13 protein-coding genes and 1 tRNA gene are annotated in these 17,997 nt (G+C 70.6%); 7 read left to right on the top strand and 7 right to left on the bottom strand.

From position 1 onward, the window contains the following. Nucleotides 1-49 precede the first annotated feature (49 nt). The 4 genes from gltB to pyk all read left to right on the top strand — a co-directional run bounded on the left by gltB (nucleotide 50) and on the right by pyk (nucleotide 9,460). Nucleotides 50-4,555 (top strand): glutamate synthase large subunit, encoded by a 4,506-nt coding sequence (gltB, locus tag SMD20_RS14115; RefSeq protein ID WP_329580272.1) that lies wholly within the window; start codon nucleotides 50-52, stop codon nucleotides 4,553-4,555. Nucleotides 4,556-4,569: 14 nt separating this feature from the next. Continuing rightward, nucleotides 4,570-6,051 (top strand): glutamate synthase subunit beta, encoded by a 1,482-nt coding sequence (locus SMD20_RS14110; protein ID WP_329580269.1) that lies wholly within the window; start codon nucleotides 4,570-4,572, stop codon nucleotides 6,049-6,051. Between the two features lie 145 nt (nucleotides 6,052-6,196). Next, nucleotides 6,197-7,846 (top strand): S8 family peptidase, encoded by a 1,650-nt coding sequence (locus SMD20_RS14105; protein WP_329580266.1) that lies wholly within the window; start codon nucleotides 6,197-6,199, stop codon nucleotides 7,844-7,846. Between the two features lie 183 nt (nucleotides 7,847-8,029). Continuing rightward, nucleotides 8,030-9,460 carry a pyruvate kinase gene (gene pyk / locus SMD20_RS14100; RefSeq protein ID WP_329580263.1) on the top strand — a complete coding sequence of 477 codons (1,431 nt, stop codon included), beginning with the start codon at nucleotides 8,030-8,032 and terminating at the stop codon, nucleotides 9,458-9,460. 55 nt (nucleotides 9,461-9,515) lie between these two features. Here the strand turns inward: pyk and dapD are convergent, their stop codons facing one another. The 3 genes from dapD to SMD20_RS14085 all read right to left on the bottom strand — a co-directional run bounded on the left by dapD (nucleotide 9,516) and on the right by SMD20_RS14085 (nucleotide 11,164). Continuing rightward, on the bottom strand, nucleotides 9,516-10,478 hold the full coding sequence (gene dapD / locus SMD20_RS14095) for a 2,3,4,5-tetrahydropyridine-2,6-dicarboxylate N-succinyltransferase (RefSeq protein ID WP_329580260.1): 963 nt from the start codon (nucleotides 10,476-10,478) through the stop codon (nucleotides 9,516-9,518). A 44-nt stretch (nucleotides 10,479-10,522) separates the two neighbouring features. After that, nucleotides 10,523-10,945, bottom strand: a complete 423-nt coding sequence (locus SMD20_RS14090; RefSeq protein WP_329580257.1) for a pyridoxamine 5'-phosphate oxidase family protein — start codon at nucleotides 10,943-10,945, stop codon at nucleotides 10,523-10,525. A 136-nt stretch (nucleotides 10,946-11,081) separates the two neighbouring features. Then, a tRNA-Leu gene (locus SMD20_RS14085) sits at nucleotides 11,082-11,164 on the bottom strand. A gap of 111 nt (nucleotides 11,165-11,275) precedes the next feature. Here SMD20_RS14085 and SMD20_RS14080 point away from each other — a divergent pair. Both SMD20_RS14080 and SMD20_RS14075 read left to right on the top strand, forming a co-directional pair. Next, nucleotides 11,276-11,857: an ANTAR domain-containing response regulator gene (locus tag SMD20_RS14080; RefSeq protein ID WP_157383121.1), complete on the top strand. Its 582-nt coding sequence runs from the start codon at nucleotides 11,276-11,278 to the stop codon at nucleotides 11,855-11,857. 204 nt (nucleotides 11,858-12,061) lie between these two features. After that, nucleotides 12,062-13,369, top strand: coding sequence for an ABC transporter substrate-binding protein (locus tag SMD20_RS14075; RefSeq protein ID WP_329580251.1), 1,308 nt, complete (start codon nucleotides 12,062-12,064; stop codon nucleotides 13,367-13,369). Nucleotides 13,370-13,372: 3 nt separating this feature from the next. Here SMD20_RS14075 and SMD20_RS14070 read toward each other — a convergent pair whose 3' ends face one another. Continuing rightward, nucleotides 13,373-14,212, bottom strand: a complete 840-nt coding sequence (locus SMD20_RS14070; RefSeq protein WP_329580248.1) for a hypothetical protein — start codon at nucleotides 14,210-14,212, stop codon at nucleotides 13,373-13,375. 186 nt (nucleotides 14,213-14,398) lie between these two features. Here SMD20_RS14070 and SMD20_RS14065 point away from each other — a divergent pair, with 186 nt between their 5' ends. Next, entirely contained in the window at nucleotides 14,399-15,706 is a 1,308-nt protein-coding gene (locus SMD20_RS14065; protein ID WP_329580245.1) for an ABC transporter substrate-binding protein, read from the top strand. A 76-nt stretch (nucleotides 15,707-15,782) separates the two neighbouring features. On the opposite strand, the gene SMD20_RS14060 is transcribed toward SMD20_RS14065, so the two are convergent. The 3 genes from SMD20_RS14060 to SMD20_RS14050 are packed head-to-tail and all read right to left on the bottom strand — an operon-like array spanning nucleotide 15,783 to nucleotide 17,914. Then, entirely contained in the window at nucleotides 15,783-16,184 is a 402-nt protein-coding gene (locus tag SMD20_RS14060; protein ID WP_329580243.1) for a hypothetical protein, read from the bottom strand. Between the two features lie 60 nt (nucleotides 16,185-16,244). Further along, entirely contained in the window at nucleotides 16,245-17,039 is a 795-nt protein-coding gene (locus tag SMD20_RS14055) for an ABC transporter ATP-binding protein (protein ID WP_442942479.1), read from the bottom strand. After that, complete coding sequence (locus tag SMD20_RS14050) at nucleotides 17,036-17,914, bottom strand: ABC transporter ATP-binding protein (RefSeq protein WP_329592537.1); 879 nt, start codon at nucleotides 17,912-17,914, stop codon at nucleotides 17,036-17,038. The genes SMD20_RS14055 and SMD20_RS14050 overlap by 4 nt, the downstream gene beginning before the upstream one ends. Between the last annotated feature and the right edge of the window lie 83 nt (nucleotides 17,915-17,997).

The following is a 17,997-nucleotide window of genomic DNA, read 5'->3' as shown; positions in this document are numbered from 1 at the left end:
CCGCCTGTGAAGGAAGTTCCAGACAGACGAAGACGACGGGAGGGACTACATGCCTGCTGCCCACCTCGGGTTCCCCGAGCCCCAGGGCCTCTACCACCCCGCCAACGAGCACGACGCCTGCGGTGTCGCCATGGTTGCCGACGTCGCGGGACGCCGGGGACACGGGATCGTGGTCAAGGCGCTGACGGCACTGTGCAATCTTGACCATCGGGGGGCCAAGGGTAGCGAGCCCGACACCGGCGACGGCGCCGGCATCCTCACGCAGATCCCCGATGCGTTCTTCCGGGCCGTGGTGCCGTTCACCCTGCCCGCCGCCGGCGCGTACGCCGTCGGCATGGCCTTCCTGCCGGCCGACGAGGAGGCCCGCGGCGTCGCCGTACGGCTGATCGAGGAGATCGCGGGGGAGGAGGGCCTGACCGTCCTCGGCTGGCGTGAGACGCCGGTCGACCGTGCGCTCCCCGGCCCGAGCGCCCGCGCGGTCATGCCGCACTTCGCCCAGCTGTTCGTCGCGAGCCCCGAGGGCCTTGAGGGGCTGGAGCTGGACCGGCTGGCGTTCTGCCTGCGCAAGCGGGCCGAGCACGAGGCGGACGTCTACTTCCCCTCGCTGTCGGCGCGCACGATCGTCTACAAGGGGATGCTCACCCCCGACCAGGTCGAGCCGTTCTTCCCCGACCTGTCCGACGAGCGCTACGAGAGCGCGATCGCCCTGGTGCACTCGCGTTTCTCCACCAACACGTTCCCGAGCTGGCCGCTCGCCCACCCCTACCGCTACATCGCCCACAACGGCGAGATCAACACGGTCAAGGGCAACCGCAACTGGATGCGCGCCCGCGAGGCGATGCTGGCCTCCCCGCACATCCCGGGCGACATCTCCCGCCTGTTCCCGATCTGCGACCCCGACGGCAGCGACACCGCGAGCTTCGACGAGGCCCTGGAGCTGCTGCACCTCGGCGGGCGGAGCCTGCCGCACGCGGTCCTCATGATGATCCCGGAGGCGTGGGAGAACCACACCGAGATGGACCCGGCCCGCCGGGCCTTCTACGAGTTCCACTCCTCGATGATGGAGGCCTGGGACGGCCCCGCCTCGATCACCTTCACCGACGGCACCCTCGCCGGCGCCGTGCTCGACCGCAACGGCCTGCGCCCCGGCCGCTTCTGGGTGACCGCGGACGGCCTGGTCGTGCTGGCCTCCGAGGCCGGCGTGCTCGACATCAGGCCCGAGGACGTCGTACGCAAGGGCCGCCTGCAGCCCGGCCGGATGTTCCTCATCGACACCGCCCGCGGCAAGATCATCGAGGACGACGAGATCAAGGCCGAGCTGGCCGCCGAGCTCCCCTACGCCGACTGGCTGCACGCCGGCCTGGTCCGCTTCGAGGAGCTGCCGTCCCGCGAGCGCGAGACCATCACCCACGAGGCGCTGGTCAAGCGGCAGCAGACCTTCGGCTACACCGAGGAGGAGCTGCGCATCATCCTGGCGCCGATGGCGAAGGCGGGCCAGGAGCCGATCGGCTCCATGGGCACCGACACGCCGGTGGCGGTCCTGAGCGAGAAGCCGCGGCTGCTGTTCGACTACTTCACGCAGCTGTTCGCCCAGGTCACCAACCCGCCGCTGGACGCCATCCGCGAGGAGCTGGTCACCTCGCTGGCCAGCACCATCGGCCCCGAGGGCAACCTGCTCGACCCGGGCCCGGCCTCGTGCCGGCAGCTCGTGCTGCCGTACCCGGTGATCGACAACGACGAGCTCGCCAAGATCATCCACATCAACGACGAGCACGACCTGCCCGGCTTCCAGCCGCGCGTCATCAGCGGCCTGTACGAGGTCGCCGGCGGCGGCCAGGCCCTGCTGCGCCGCCTGGAGGAGATCCGGGCCGAGGCGTCCCAGGCGATCGCCGACGGCGCGCGCATCCTCGTGCTGACCGACCGCGGCTCGTCCGACGCCCTCGCCCCGATCCCGTCGCTGCTGCTGACCGGCGCGGTGCACCACCACCTGATCCAGGAGAAGACCCGCACCAAGATCGGCCTGGTCGTGGAGACCGGCGAGGCCCGCGAGTGCCACCACATGGCGCTGCTCATCGGCTACGGCGCGGGCGCGATCAACCCCTACCTCGCGATCGAGACCGTCGAGGACCTCGTCGACACCGGCGCCCTGCCGCTCGACAAGCACAAGGCCGTACGCAACCTCATCAAGGCCTACGGCAAGGGCGTCATCAAGGTCATGTCCAAGATGGGCGTGTCCACCGTGGCCTCCTACACCGGCGCGCAGATCTTCGAGGCGCTCGGCCTGAGCCAGGAGGTCATCGACTCCTGCTTCACCGGCACCACCTCGCGCCTCGGCGGCGTCGGCTTCGACGTGCTGGCCGAGGAGGTCGCGCAGCGGCACCGCCACGCCTACCCGCGGGCCGAGAACGCCCACCGCAGGCTCCAGGTCGGCGGTGAATACCAGTGGCGGCGCGAGGGCGAGCCCCACCTGTTCAACCCCGAGACGGTCTTCAAGCTGCAGCACGCCACCAGGACGCGCCGCTACGAGATCTTCAAGGAGTACACGAACCTCGTGGACTCCCAGGCCGAGCGGCTGATGACGCTGCGCGGCCTGTTCAAGCTGCGCAAGGGCCGGCCGATCCCGATCGAGGAGGTCGAGCCGGTCTCGGAGATCGTCAAGCGCTTCTCCACCGGCGCGATGTCGTACGGCTCCATCTCCATGGAGGCGCACGAGACCCTCGCCATCGCCATGAACCGGCTGGGCGGCAAGTCCAACACCGGCGAGGGCGGCGAGGACCCCGAGCGGCTCTACGACCCGGCCCGCCGCTCGGCGATCAAGCAGGTGGCCTCCGGCCGCTTCGGCGTCACCAGCGAATACCTGGTCAACGCCGACGACCTGCAGATCAAGATGGCCCAGGGCGCCAAGCCCGGCGAGGGCGGCCAGCTCCCCGGCCACAAGGTCTACCCGTGGATCGCCAAGACCCGGCACTCCACGCCCGGCGTCGGCCTCATCTCGCCGCCGCCGCACCACGACATCTACTCGATCGAGGACCTCGCCCAGCTCATCCACGACCTGAAGAACTCCAACCCGGAGGCGCGGGTCCACGTGAAGCTGGTGGCCGAGGTCGGCGTCGGCACGGTGGCGGCGGGCGTGTCCAAGGCGCACGCCGACGTGGTGCTCATCTCCGGCCACGACGGCGGCACCGGCGCGTCCCCGCTGACGTCGCTGAAGCACGCCGGCGCGCCGTGGGAGCTCGGCCTTGCCGAGACCCAGCAGACGCTGCTGCTCAACGACCTGCGCGACCGCATCGTGGTCCAGGTCGACGGCCAGCTCAAGACCGGCCGCGACGTCGTCATCGCCGCGCTGCTCGGCGCCGAGGAGTACGGCTTCGCCACCGCGCCCCTCGTCGTCAGCGGCTGCGTCATGATGCGGGTCTGCCACCTCGACACCTGCCCCGTGGGCGTCGCCACGCAGAACCCCGAGCTGCGCAAGCGCTTCTCCGGCAAGCCGGAGTTCGTGGTCAACTTCTTCGAGTTCATCGCCGAGGAGATCCGCGAATACCTGGCCGAGCTGGGTTTCCGCTCGCTCGACGAGGCGATCGGGCACGTCGAGCTGCTCGACACCACGGCCGCCGAGGAGCACTGGAAGGCGAGCGGCCTGGACCTGTCGCCGATCCTGCACCGGCCGGAGCTGCCCGCGGGCACGCCGCTGCGCCGGGTCATCGGCCAGGACCACGGTCTGGCGCACGCGCTGGACAACACCCTGATCCAGCTCGCGGAGGGCGCGCTCGACAACGGCACCCCGGTCACGCTGGAGCTGCCCATCCGCAACGTCAACCGCACGGTCGGCACCATGCTCGGCTACCAGGTCACCAAGCGCTACGGCGGCCAGGGCCTGCCCGACAACACGATCGACATTGGCTTCACCGGCTCGGCGGGCAACTCCTTCGGCGCCTTCATGCCGCGCGGGATCACGCTCCGGCTGACCGGCGACGCCAACGACTACCTCGGCAAGGGCCTGTCCGGCGGCCGGATCACCCTCCGGCCGCACGAGGAGGCCCCGCTGGACGGCGACATCATCGCCGGCAACGTCGCGCTCTACGGGGCGACGTCCGGCGAGGTGTTCATCCGCGGCGTCGTCGGCGAGCGGTTCTGCGTGCGCAACTCCGGCGCCACGGCCGTCGTCGAAGGCGTGGGCGACCACGGCTGCGAGTACATGACCGGCGGCCGGGCCGTCGTGCTCGGCCCGACCGGGCGCAACTTCGCGGCCGGCATGTCGGGCGGCATCGCCTACCTGCTGGACCTCAAGCCGGAGCGGGTCAACCGCGAGATGGTCGCGGTCGAGGAGCTGTCCGCGGCGGACGCCGAGTTCCTCAAGGAGGTCGTCGAGAAGCACTTCGCGGAGACCGGCTCGCCGGTGGCCAAGGAGCTGCTGGCCGACTGGGAGGCGGCGCTCGGCAGGTTCGGCAAGATCATGCCGACCGACTACAAGCGGGTGCTGGCCGCCGCCGAGGCCGCCCGCATCGAAGGCAGGAACGTCGACGAGGCGGTCATGGCCGCCGCGGTTCAGGGTTAAGGGAGGCGTACCGAATGGCTGACCCGAAGGGTTTCCTCACGCACGACCGGGAGCTGCCTGCGCGCCGCCCCGTGGACGTCCGCATCAGCGACTGGCGCGAGGTCTATGAAGACTTCTCCCAGGAGAAGCTGACCAAGCAGGCGTCCCGCTGCATGGACTGCGGCATCCCGTTCTGTCACAACGGCTGCCCGCTCGGCAACCTCATCCCCGAGTGGAACGACCTCGTCCACCGCACCGACTGGCGGGAGGCCATCGAGCGGCTGCACGCCACCAACAACTTCCCCGAGTTCACCGGCAGGCTCTGCCCGGCTCCGTGCGAGGCGGCGTGCGTGCTCGGCATCAACGCGGACCCGGTGGCGATCAAGCGGGTCGAGGTCGAGATCATCGACCGGGCGTTCGCCGAGGGCTGGGTCACCCCGCGGCCCCCGGCGGCGCGGACCGGCAAGCGGGTCGCGGTCGTCGGCTCCGGGCCCGCGGGCCTCGCCGCCGCCCAGCAGCTCACCCGGGCCGGGCACGACGTGGTGGTGTTCGAGCGCGCCGACCGCGTCGGCGGCCTGCTGCGCTACGGCATCCCCGAGTTCAAGATGGAGAAGCGCCACATCGAGCGCCGCCTGGAGCAGATGCGGGCGGAGGGCACCGAGTTCCGCACCGGCGTGAACGTCGGCGTGGACATCACCGCGGCCGAGCTGCGCGAGCAGTTCGACGCCGTGGTGCTGTCCGGCGGCGCCACCCAGTGGCGCGACCTGCCGGTGCCCGGGCGCGAGCTCAAGGGCGTCTACCAGGCGATGGAGTACCTCCCGCTGTCCAACAAGGTCCAGGAGGGCGACTACGCGGTCTCGCCCGTCTCGGCCGAGGGCAAGCACGTGGTGGTGATCGGCGGCGGCGACACCGGCGCCGACTGCATCGGCACCGCGATCAGGCAGGGCGCGGCGTCGGTCACCCAGCTGGAGATCATGCCGGTCCCGCCGCGGGAGCGGCCGGCCGGGCAGCCGTGGCCCACCTTCCCGATCCTGTTCAAGATGGAGAGCGCCCACGAGGAGCTCGCCGACCGCGGCGGAGAGCGCGTGTACGCGGTCTCCACCACGGAGTTCGTCGGCGACGCCGACGGCAACGTGCGGGCGCTGCGCCTGGTCGAGGTCGAGGGGCCGCAGGCCGGTTTCAAGCCGATCCCCGGCACCGAGCGGGAGATCCCCGCCGAGCTGGTCACGCTGTCCATGGGCTTCCTCGGGCCGGAGAAGGGCGGGCTGCTGACCGACCTCGCCGAGGTCGCCGGCGGTGACGACTTCTTCGACAGGCGGGGCAACGTCGCTCGCGACAAGACGTACATGTCCAAGGTGGACGGCGTCTTCGTGGCTGGCGACATGGGCCGCGGGCAGTCGCTCATCGTGTGGGCGATCGCCGAGGGCCGCGCCGCCGCCTCCGGCGTCGACCGCTACCTGAGCGGGGAGACGGCGCTGCCGTACCCGATCCTGCCGACCGCGCGCCCGCTGGTCTGACCGCGGTTCCACCGCCTCGCGGAGCGGGCTCCCTCCGGGGAGCCCGCTCCGTCGCGTGTAGCCCTAATTTGGCTAGTTGGTGGCATCGACGGTTGACTGTCGGAAAGATGAGCATTCTTCGAGAGGCGGGCGGATGGAGGGAACGATGCGGCGAGTCGCCTCAGGGATGACGGCACTGGCCCTCCTCGGGCTCGCCGCCTGCGCCCCCGCCACCCCCGCCCAGCAGCGCCCCCAGAGCTCTCAGGCGCAGGCCGGCGGCCCGCAGGCCGACTACCTGGTCTTCTACGCCGAAGGCCGGCAGCGGCAGGCCCTGGACGCCGTCACGCGCGCCGGCGGCGCCAAGGTGAGCGAGGACACCAGGCTCGGCTACATCCTGGCCAAGGGCGGCCGCGACGGCTTCGCCGAGGCCGTGGGCGGCGACGCCGCCGTCGCCGGCGTCTCCCAGGACCGCAGCATCGGCCACGCCACCGCCGAGCCCGTCCGCTCCTTCCCCGACGCGGGGGTGCTCAAGAGCGGGCGCGCGGCGGGCGAGCCGCTCGCCGGCCGCCAGTGGGACATGCGCATGATCGGCGCCGACCGCGCCAACGCCAAGAACCCCGGCAGCAAGGACGTGCTGGTCGCCGTCATCGACACCGGCATCGACGGCAAGCACCCCGACATCGCCCCCAACTTCGACCGCGAGCTCAGCCGCAACTTCGTCACCGACAAGCCCAAGGACGAGAACGGCGAGACCCTCGACGGCCCCTGCGAGGTGGCCGGCTGCAAGGACCCCGTGGACCAGGACGACGACGGCCACGGCACCCACGTGGCCAGCACGATCGCCTCCCCGATCAACGGCATCGGCATCGCCGGCGTCGCGCCCGGCGTGCGGCTGGTCAACGTACGGGCCGGCCAGGACTCCGGTTTCTTCTTCCTCAAGCCGAGCCTCGACGCGCTCGCCTACGCCGGCGACATCGGCGTGGACGTGGCCAACCTCAGCTACTACGTCGATCCCTGGCTGTACAACTGCGCCCGCAACCCGGCCGACACCCGCAAGGAGCAGCTGGAGCAGCAGGCCATCGTCACCGGCATGCAGCGCGCCATCGACTACGCCCGCAAGAAGGGCGTCACGATCGTCTCGGCGCTCGGCAACGGCTCCACCGACCTCGGACGTCCCGCGGTCGACGACAAGAGCCCCGGCTACCCGGAGGGCAGCGAGAAGGTCCGCAAGGTGGACAACACCTGCCTCAACGTGCCCGCCGAGTCCGACGGCGTCATCTCCGTCTCCGCGCTCGGCCCGTCCGGGCGCAAGGCCGTCTACAGCGACTACGGGGTCGAGCAGACCGACGTGGCCGCGCCGGGCGGCGACACCACGGACGGCAAGGGCGCCAAGGCCACCCGCTCCATCCTGGCCGCCGCCCCCGGGCGCGCGCTGCGCGCCGCCGGCCGCATCGGCGCCGACGGCGCTCCCAAGGGCGCCGACGTCGTACGCGACTGCACCCGCGGCGCCTGCTCCTACTACCAGTATCTCGACGGCACCTCGATGGCCGCCCCGCACGCGACCGGCGTCGCCGCCCTGCTCGTGAGCCGCTTCGGCAAGCCCGCGCCCGGCGGCGGCCTGACGCTCGACCCGGCCACCGTCGAGAAGCTGCTCTACGCGAGCGCCGACCCCAAACCCTGCCCGACCCCCCGCCAGCACGTCTACCAGATCTACGGCCAGTCCCAGACGCACGTCTGCGAGGGCGACACGGCCGACAACGGCTTCTACGGCCACGGCCTGGTGGACGCCTGGAAGGCCGTCACCTTCGAGCCGTGATCCGCGGCGCGGGCTGCCGCCTCCGGGCCTCGGCGGCCAGTACATTGAAGGCGTCGTTGAACCGGAGCGGCACACGAACTTGACGCTTTCTGGGGCCGCCGTTCTCGTGCTGTTCTCCTTCGCGGGCTACCTTCTCCGTCGTCGGTGACTGCCAAGTGGTCTGTACCAATTAAGGTAGGACTCGTGACTCGTCGCGCGAAAATCGTCTGCACCCTAGGTCCGGCCACCTCCTCCGAGGAGCGTCTCCGTGAGCTCATCGCCGCGGGGATGGACGTGGCCCGGTTCAACCTCAGCCACGGAAACCACGATCTGCACCGGGAGGTCTACGACCGGGTGAGGCGGGTGGCGGCCGACCTCGGCCGCGGTGTAGGCGTGCTCGCCGACCTGCAGGGCCCCAAGATCCGCGTCGGCACGTTCGAGGAGGGCCCGGTCCGGCTGGGCTTCGGCGACGTCTTCGCCATCACCACCGAGGACGTCCCCGGCGACCGCGAGCAGGTCTCCACGACCTACAAGGGCCTGCCGAAGGACGTGCGGCCCGGCGACACGATCCTCGTCGACGACGGCCGGCTCGTGCTGGAGGCGACCAGGGTCGACGGCGACCGCATCATCACCCGCGTCGTCATCGGCGGCATGATCTCCGACAACAAGGGCCTCAACCTGCCCGGCGTCAACGTCAGCGCGCCCGCGCTCACCGACAAGGACGAATCCGACCTGCGCTGGGCGCTGCGCACCGGCTTCGACATGATCGCCCTGTCGTTCGTGCGCCGCCCGTCCGACGCCGACGTGGTGCGCAACATCATGGAGCAGGAGGCCGTGCGCCTGCCGCTGCTCGCCAAGATCGAGAAGCCGCAGGCCGTCGACCGGCTGCCCGAGATCGTCGAGGCGTTCGACGGCATCATGGTCGCCCGCGGCGACCTCGGCGTGGAGCTGCCGCTGGAGCAGGTGCCGATCGTGCAGCGGCGCATCATCGAGCTGTGCCGCGAGAAGGCCCGCCCGGTCATCGTCGCCACGCAGATGCTCGACTCCATGATGAACGCGCCCCGCCCGACCAGGGCCGAGGCCTCCGACGTGGCCTACGCCGTCATGGACGGCGCCGACGCGGTCATGCTGTCCGGCGAGACGTCTGTCGGCAACTACCCGATCGAGTCCGTCTCCACGATGGACCGCATCGCCTGCGCCGCCGAGAAGTCGTCCCTGCACGCCACCCACACGCTGGAGCGCATGCCCGAGACCACGGGCGGCGCCATCGCGCGGGCCGCGGCCGAGGTCGGCGCGATCGTGGGCGCCAAGGCGCTGGTGGCGTTCACCATGTCCGGCGAGACGGCGCGGCGGCTGGCCCGCTACCGCTCGCCGATCCCGCTGCTCGCCTTCACCTCGGCGCCGCACGTGCGCGGCCAGCTCTCGCTGACGTGGGGGGTGGAGACCTTCCACGTGCCGTTCGTGCACCACACCGACGACATGGTGCGGCAGGTCGAGGCGTCGCTGCTGTCGCTGGGGCGGCTGGAGAAGGGCGACAAGGTGGTCATCGTGGCGGGGTCGCCTCCCGGCACCCCCGGCTCCACCAACGCCCTGCGCGTCCACACCATCGGCTCGGCCGTCTCGCACGCCAACTGACCCCGTACGGCGCAGCCCCGGCCCCGCCACAGCGCGAGCCGGGGCGCCGGGGCGCTCAGTTGGCGTGCAGGGCGGCGTTGAGCTCGATGCCGGTGCCCGTGCGCGGCACCGCCTCGACCGCGCCCGTCCGCGAGTTGCGGCGCAGCAGGATGCCGTCGGCGCCCGACAGCTCGGCCGCCTTGACGACCTTCCCGTCCGGGAGGGCGACCTTGGTGCCCGCCGTCACGTAGAGGCCGGCCTCGACCACGCAGTCGTCGCCGAGCGAGATGCCGATGCCGGCGTTCGCGCCCAGCAGGCAGCGCTCGCCGACGGAGATGACGTGCTTGCCGCCGCCCGACAGCGTGCCCATGATCGAGGCGCCGCCGCCGACATCGGAGCCGTCGCCGACGACGACGCCGGCCGAGATCCGGCCCTCGACCATCGACGAGCCCAAAGTGCCGGCGTTGTAGTTGACGAAGCCCTCGTGCATGACCGTGGTGCCGCTCGCCAGGTGGGCGCCGAGGCGGACGCGGTCGGCGTCGGCGACGCGCACCCCGGACGGCAGCACGTAGTCGACCATGCGCGGAAACTTGTCCACCCCGTACACCGTGACCGGGCCACGGGCGCGCAGCCGCAGCCGGGTCCGCTCGAAGTCCGGCACCGGGCACGGGCCGTAGTTGGTCCACACGACGTTGGCCAGCAGGCCGAAGATGCCGTCCAGGTTGGCCCCGTGCGGCCGGATCAGGCGGCCGGACAGCAGGTGCAGGCGCAGGTAGACGTCGTGGGCGTCGGCCGGGGCCTCGGAGAGCTTGGCGATGCCGGTGCGCACCGCCACCACCTCCACGCCGCGCGCCGGGTCGGGGCCCGTCAGCGAGGCCAGTTCGCCGGCCTCGTCGTCGGACAGCCGCTCGGTGCCCGAGAACGGCGCCTCGCCCAGCGCGGGGGAGGGGAACCAGGTGTCGAGTACGGTGCCGTCGGCGGCGATGGTCGCGAGGCCGACGCCGTGGGCGCCGGTCGAGGTGGGATCGATAGCAGTCACAGGGCCAAAAATACCGGTTGGGCGGGCCGCGGGGCGGAGCCGCCTCAGGCGAGCGCCCCCAGGTCGGCCGCGAGCCAGCGCTCGGGCCGCATCCGGAACGTCACCAGCGCGTGCAGGTCGGAGCCGTGCACGTAGCCCGTCACGGCTTCGGGCGGCAGGTAGCGGGCCGAGATGCGGGTCAGGTCCTCCAGCGTGGACGGGCTGGACAGCACGATCGGGCCCTCGACGGAGACGTAGCGGTAGGTGGGGCTGCCGCGCTGCACCAGGAGGGAGAAGCGGCCCGCCTTCGCGATGAGCTTGGCCTTGACCGACTCGCCGTCGGTCAGGAAGCGGACGTCGCCTCCGGGGACGTAGTCGTACCAGACGGGGACCGTCAGCGGCGCCCGGCCCTCGCCCGCCTCGACGGCCAGGCTCGCGATGTGCGCCTCCGCCAGGAACTCCTCCCGTGCCGCCACGCTCAACGACATGTCGCCCACCCCCGTGCTGATCGTTCGTGCAACGGCTATTCCCGCCGCACGCCGCCGCGAATCAGGGGTGGGCGGGTCAGGGCAGTCGCGTCTGGGGTAGGCGTGGTGCCCGGGTGAGGGGCTGGCCCGGGGAGGGTGCCGGAAGCGGGATTCGAACCCGCACGCCCTTTCGAGCAGACGCTTTTGAGGCGTCCATGTCTGCCATTCCATCATTCCGGCCGAAAAATCCGGACTTGTCCGGATCGACGGTACATCCTACCGCCACAAGTTGATCAGCAGCAGGGGTGCCAGCGTGGATCTAATCTACCGGACGTCGGTACTCTTCTGCTCGTGAGTACGCAGCGGCGAGTAGTGATCGCGGAAGACGAGGCCCTGATCCGCCTCGACCTCAAGGAGATGCTCCAGGAGGACGGCTACGTCGTCGTGGGCGAGGCCGGCGACGGCGAGCAGGCGATCCGGCTGGCCGCCGAGCTGAAACCCGACCTGGTGATCCTCGACGTCAAGATGCCGGTGCTCGACGGCATCTCCGCGGCCGAGCGCATCGTCTCCGAGCGCATCGCGCCGTGCCTGATCCTGACCGCCTTCTCCCAGCGCGACCTGGTCGAGCGGGCCCGCGACGCGGGCGCGATGGCCTACCTGGTCAAGCCCTTCACCAAGGCCGACCTGGTGCCGGCCATCGAGATGGCGGTCAGCAGGCACGAGGAGATGGTGGCGCTGAGCGCCGAGGTCTCCAGCCTGTCCGAGCGCCTGGAGACCAGGAAGCTGGTGGAGCGGGCCAAGGGCCAGCTCATGGCGCAGCACGGCTGGACCGAGCCGCAGGCGTTCCGGTGGATCCAGAAGGCGTCGATGGACCGGCGGCTGAGCATGCGCGAGGTCGCCCAGATCGTCATCGACGACGCCGAGAAGCGCTGAACCGCGGAGCCCGCGAGTCACGCCTGACAGGAGCCGAAAGGGAACTCCCGACTTCCGGCCGTCCCCGGTTGCAACGTTTCGGACATCACAACTCTGCATAAAAGCCGCGTGAAAACTGCGCGAAGCGCCCAATCCGGGCATGCTGAGCTTGCAAAACGTCAACGGGGGACAAACCCCGCCGGCGCATACAGGGAGTACCTTTACATGATCCGCATCGCTCCAGCAGGCCGCGTCCTGGCCGTCGCGGCCGCGGCGAGCCTGGCCCTGACGGCTTGTGGCGGCGGCGGCGCCGACGACACCGCCGCGTCCCAGCAGACCGCGTCCTCGTCCGCGCCGGCGTCCTCGGCGCCGGCCGCCGCACAGGGCGACGGCACGCTGACGCTCGGCACCGTGCTGCCGCAGACCGGTTCACTCGCCTTCCTCGGCCCGCCCGAGTTCGCCGCGGTGGATCTGGCCGTCAAGGAGATCAACGAGGCCGGTGGCGTGCTCGGCAAGCCGGTGACGGCGATCCACACCGACTCCGGCGACACCACCACGAACATCGCCTCGCAGTCGGTGGACAAGCTGCTGGGCCAGAAGGCCGACGCCATCATCGGCGCCGCGTCGTCCTCGGTGTCGGAGTCGATCATCGACAAGATCACCGGCGCGGGCGTGGTGCAGTTCTCGCCCGCCAACACCTCCGACAAGTTCACCACGATCAACGACAACGGCCTGTACTTCCGCACCGCGCCCCCGGACAAGCTCCAGGGCCGCGTGCTCGGCGACCTCGTCGTGGCCGACGGCAGCGACACCGTGGGCATCCTCGCCATGCAGGACTCCTACGGCTCGGGCCTCGCCGACCAGATCGCCAAGACCGCCGAGGAGGGCGGCGCGACGGTCGTCGAGCGGGTGGACTACGACCCGAAGGCCGCCGACTTCTCGGCCGAGGTCGCCAAGATCAAGGCCAAGGGGCCCAAGGCCATCGTCCTGATCGGCTTCGAGGAGACCTCCAAGGTCGTCCAGGAGCTCGTCAAGCAGGGCCTGACGGCCGACAAGCACAAGTGGTACATGGTGGACGGCAACATGTCGAACACCAACTACCTGAAGATGCCCAAGGGCACCCTCAAGGGCGTCAAGGGCACCATCCCCGGCGCCGAGGCCCCGGACGCGTTCCGGGAGCGGCTCCTCACGGTCGACAAGGAGCTGGAGGACTACACCTACGCCGCGGAGTCGTACGACGCCGCCGTCCTCATCGCCCTGGCCGCCGAGGCAGCCAAGGACGACAGCGGCCGCTCCATCGCCGCCAAGCTGGCCGAGGTCAGCAAGGGCGGCGAGAAGTGCAAGAGCTTCAAGGAGTGCGCCGAGCTGCTGAAGGCGGGCAAGGACATCGACTACGACGGTCTCAGCGGACCGATCGAGTTCGACGACAACGGCGACCCCGCCGTGGCCACCATCGGCGTCTACCAGTACGGCGACGACAACAAGTACCCGGGCAAGGCCGAGGAGTACCGCACCGGCAACATCGCCGGCTGACGGTTACGAGCCGCCGCCCAGGCCGCACGTCTCGCGCGCCCACCGCGTGAGACGCTCCTGCAGCGGCTCGGGCGGCACCACGATGATCACGCGGGCCTCGCCACCGTCGAGCGAGGCCCGCACGGGGAACAGGAACGCCTTCTTGGCCTCGGCGAAGGCGTGCGGGTCGCAGCGGCCGGGCGAGAGGGTCACCCGCACCTCCAGCCGCGACGCGCCCGGCTCCAGCGTCCCCAGCGGCCGGTGCTCCGGTGTGACGATGTAGTGGGTCGTGCCGCCCATGTCGGTCAGCGTCACCTTGCCGGCGCCGCGCCGCGTGACCACGACGCTGCCGCGCATGGTCCCGTCCGACTCCGTCCACTCCGGGCCGAACGCGAGCTCGGCGACCTGCTTGATCAGGAACTCCGAGCACTCGTCGCGCAGCAGCCTGGCCAGCAGCGGGTCCGGGTGCGGCAGCGGGAAGACGACCGTGCGCAGCGGGCCGCCGCCGGTGCTGAGCCGCGCCACGACGGTCGCCGGCCGCACCTGGGGGAGCCCCTGGGGCGGGCAGTTGGCGGCGCCGTACGGGGCAGGCAGGTCCGTCCGTTCCGTACGGCCGAGCGTGGTGTCGGCCCTGGCCGGCGCCAAAGTCTTGAACGACGGCGTGACGAGCTGCACGTCGGCGAAGTGGACGGGCGTGTCCGTGGTGTTACGGACCGCGATCTGCAGCCGGTGCGCCGGCTCGTCGGACCGCCACTGGCCCAGCGACACCGACACCCCGGGGGGAGGTGTGGTGTCGGGTCGCGCCGGGGAGCCGCAGGCGGTCAGGGAGACCGCCAGAGCGAGGGAGAGCGTAATGCGCTTCACCTGCCGCACCTAAACACGCCTGACCAGCTTCGTAAGTTGAGGACTGATTACGACTCCGCATCCAAGTGCCGACAGTTGTTCGGCGCATCTGGTTCCGGCATGCGGCGGTTTTGTACGTTTCCAACATTCGATCGGGAACGCTCGGCCTGCTGACGAATCCCGGCCTGGAAATGAAGGAGACACTTCATGATCCGCATTGCTCCCGTGGGGCGGGCGCTGGCTGTCCTGGCTGCCACCAGCCTGACCCTGACAGCCTGCGGCGGTGGCGGCGGTGACACCGCCTCGGAGACCTCGCCGTCCTCGGCCGCTCCCGCCGCCTCGTCGTCTGCCCCGGCCGCGACGAAGGGTGACGGTACGCTGACGATCGGGACCCTGCTGCCCCAGACCGGGAACCTCGCGTTCCTCGGCCCGCCCGAGTTCGCGGGTGTCGATCTCGCCATCAAGGAGATCAACGAGGCGGGCGGCGTGCTGGGCAAGCCGGTCGCCAAGATCGACACCGACTCGGGCGACACGACGACCAACATCGCCTCGCAGTCGGTGGACAAGCTGCTGGCGCAGAAGGCCGACGCGATCGTCGGCGCCGCCTCCTCCTCGGTGTCGGAGTCGGTGGTCGACAAGATCACGGGTGCCGGCGTGGTGCAGTTCTCGCCCGCCAACACCTCTGACAAGTTCACCACGCTGAACGACCAGGGTCTGTACTTCCGCACCGCGCCCCCGGACAAGCTCCAGGGTCGCGTGCTCGGTGACCTGATCGTGGCCGACGGCAGCGACACGGTCGCCATCTTCGCCATGCAGGACTCCTACGGCACGGGTCTGGCCGACCAGGTCCAGAAGACCGTCACCGACGGCGGCGCCGAAGTGGTCGAGCGGGTGGACTACGACCCGAAGGCCGCCGACTTCTCGGCCGAGGTCACCAAGATCAAGGCCAAGAGTCCCAAGGCCATCGTCCTGATCGGCTTCGAGGAGACCTCCAAGGTCATCCAGGAGCTCGTCAAGCAGGGCCTGCCGGCCAGCAAGCACAAGTGGTACATGGTGGACGGCAACACGTCCAACACGAACTACCTGAAGATGCCCAAGGGCACCCTCAAGGGCGTCAAGGGCACCATCCCCGGCGCGGCCGCTCCCGAGGAGTTCCAGAAGAAGCTGCTCGAGGTCGACAAGGAGCTCGAGGACTTCAGCTACGCCCCCGAGTCCTACGACGCGGCGAACCTGATCGCGCTGGCCGCCGAGGCCGCCAAGAGCGACGCGGGTGTCGACATCGCCGCCAAGCTGGCCGAGGTCAGCAAGGGCGGCGAGAAGTGCAAGAGCTTCAAGGAGTGCGTCGACCTGCTGAAGGCCGGCAAGGACATCGACTACGACGGCGTCAGCGGCCCGGTCGAGTTCAACGACGCCGGTGACCCGGCCGTCGCCACGATCGGCATCTACGAGTACGGCGACGACAACAAGTACGGCAGCAAGGCGATCGAGTACCGCACCGGCAACATCGCCGGCTGATCACCAGCGCTGAGACGAAGGGCCCGGCCGCCACGGCCGGGCCCTTCCGCGTCCCTGGAGCCGCCCGTGAAGGGCGTCACCGGCAGCCGGCGACGATCCGGTCGGCCGCCGCGCGGTACTCCCTCAGCAGCGCAACCTGCCGCTCCCGCGGCACGTCGTTCCTGGCGAGCCCCGCGGTGGCCGACTCCAGCGCCGCCACGTCGCCCTTGAGCGAGGCGGGCAGCCGGGCGCCGAACTGCAGGGTGATGCCGCGGGCCTCGGCCAGGCGGCCGATCACGGCGTCCTCGAAGTGCTGCCGGTCCTCCTGGCCCTTCGGCTCCAGCAGCAGGCCGGCGTACCCGATGGCGGAGACCACGCGGGCGCAGGGGCTGTCGGTGGGGTCGCCGCCGGTGCTGTACTTCGGCGCCGAGGAGGCGTCGTCCTGGCAGCCCAGGAGCAGGACGGGCAGCATGAGCGCGACTGTCGCTAAGCGTTTCACACCGCCCATTAAAAAACGGCTGAGGGGCTCCGTGGGAGCTCCTCAGCCGTTCGGGGCGAATTACGCCTTGGCGAGCGTGCCGAGGTACAGCTCGATCACCTTCGGGTCGTTCGCGAGCTCCCTGCCGGTGCCGCTGTAGGCGTTGCGGCCCTGGTCCAGCACGTAGCCGCGGTGACAGATCTGCAGGCAGCGGCGGGCGTTCTGCTCGACCATGATGACCGTGACGCCGGCCTTGTTGATCTGCTGGGCCTGGATGAAGACCAGGTCCTGCAGCTTGGGCGACAGACCGGCCGACGGCTCGTCCAGCAGCAGCACCGACGGCTCGGTCATCAGGGCCCGCGCCATCGCCACCATCTGCCGCTCACCGCCGGACAGCGAGCCCGCGCGCTGCTTGCGCCGCTCCTTCAGCGCGGGGAACAGCTCGGCCACGAACTCGAAGCGCTCCTTGAACTTCCCCGGCACCTGGAAGGCGCCCATCTCCAGGTTCTCCTCGATGGTGAGGCTGGGGAAGACGTTGTTGGTCTGCGGGACGTAGCCGACGCCGCGCGAGACCAGCGCGTGCGCCTTCATGTTCGTGATGTCCTCGCCCTTCAGCAGCACCGTGCCGCTGCGGATGTTGACCAGCCCGAACATGGCCTTGAGCAGCGTCGACTTGCCGGCGCCGTTGGGGCCGATGATGCCGATGAGCTCGCCCTCACCCACGTAGAGGTCGGCGCCGTTGAGGATGTTGACGCCCGGCAGGTAGCCGGCGATCAGCTCGTCGCAGCGCAGGAGGGCGTTCTCGGCGCCCTCCAGGTGCGCGCCGCGGTCGGTGATGGCCGCCTTGGACTCGGCCGGCTCCGGGACGGCGTTCACTTCTGCGTCTCCTCTTCGATCTCGGCCTCCAGCTCAGCCTCGGCCTCGTGGAGCTGGGCCTGGAGCTCGGTGTCCGACAGCGGGGCGTCGTGGTGCGCGCCGAGGTAGGCGTCGATCACCCGCTCGTCCGACATGATCGTCGAGGGCGGGCCCTCGGCGATCACCGCGCCCTGGGCCATGACGATCACCCAGTCGCTGATGTCGCGGACCATGTCCATGTCGTGCTCGACGAACAGCACCGTCATGCCCTGCTCGCGCAGGTCCTTGACGTGGCCGAGCAGCGACTGCGTCAGCGCCGGGTTCACGCCCGCCATGGGCTCGTCCAGCATGACCAGCTCGGGGCCCACCATGAGCGCCCTCGCCATCTCCAGCAGCTTGCGCTGGCCGCCGGAGAGCGAGCCGGCGAAGTCGTCGCGCTTGGCGTCGAGCTTGAAGCGGACCAGCAGTTCCTCGGCCCGCTCGGTGATCTCCTGCTCCTGGGAGCGCCAGAAGCCGGGCACGAGGGCCCGCCAGAAGCTCTCGCCCTTCTGCTGCTGGGCGCCGAGGCGCATGTTCTCCATGACGGTCAGCCGGGAGAGCGCCTTGGTGAGCTGGAACGTGCGCACCATGCCGGCGCGGGCCACCTTGTGGGCGGGCACGCCGCTCATCGCGCGGCCGTTGAACGTCCAGCTGCCGGCGTCGGCGGTGTCGAACCCGGTGAGCTGGTTGAAGAACGTGGTCTTGCCCGCGCCGTTGGGGCCGATCAGCGCGGTGATGGAGCCGCGCTGGACCTCCACGTGCTCGACGTCGACCGCCGTGAGGCCGCCGAAGCGGCGCACGACCTTGTCCACGACGAGGATGGGGTCGGGCTTGGGCACGCCCGGTTCGCGGGCCATGTCCTTGAACGCCTCCAGGGCCGCGGCCTTGCGGCTGGCGGTCACGGCGCCGTCCTTGGACTCGTCAGTCGTCTCATCCATGG

The sequence above is a fragment of the Nonomuraea sp. LP-02 genome (genome assembly GCF_036289125.1).
In the GTDB taxonomy this organism is placed as follows: Bacteria; Actinomycetota; Actinomycetes; order Streptosporangiales; family Streptosporangiaceae; genus Nonomuraea; species Nonomuraea bangladeshensis.
This window is presented reverse-complemented; position numbering and strand designations above follow the sequence as displayed.

Coding starts and splice junctions, on each gene's coding strand:
- gltB (WP_329580272.1), top strand. CDS start 50: ATGCCTGCTGCCCACCTCGGGTTCCCCGAGCCCCAGGGCCTCTACCAC.
- SMD20_RS14105 (WP_329580266.1), top strand. CDS start 6,197: ATGCGGCGAGTCGCCTCAGGGATGACGGCACTGGCCCTCCTCGGGCTC.
- SMD20_RS14075 (WP_329580251.1), top strand. CDS start 12,062: ATGATCCGCATCGCTCCAGCAGGCCGCGTCCTGGCCGTCGCGGCCGCG.
- SMD20_RS14065 (WP_329580245.1), top strand. CDS start 14,399: ATGATCCGCATTGCTCCCGTGGGGCGGGCGCTGGCTGTCCTGGCTGCC.
- SMD20_RS14050 (WP_329592537.1), bottom strand. CDS start 17,914: ATGGCCCGCGAACCGGGCGTGCCCAAGCCCGACCCCATCCTCGTCGTG.
- SMD20_RS14090 (WP_329580257.1), bottom strand. CDS start 10,945: ATGTCGTTGAGCGTGGCGGCACGGGAGGAGTTCCTGGCGGAGGCGCAC.
- SMD20_RS14110 (WP_329580269.1), top strand. CDS start 4,570: ATGGCTGACCCGAAGGGTTTCCTCACGCACGACCGGGAGCTGCCTGCG.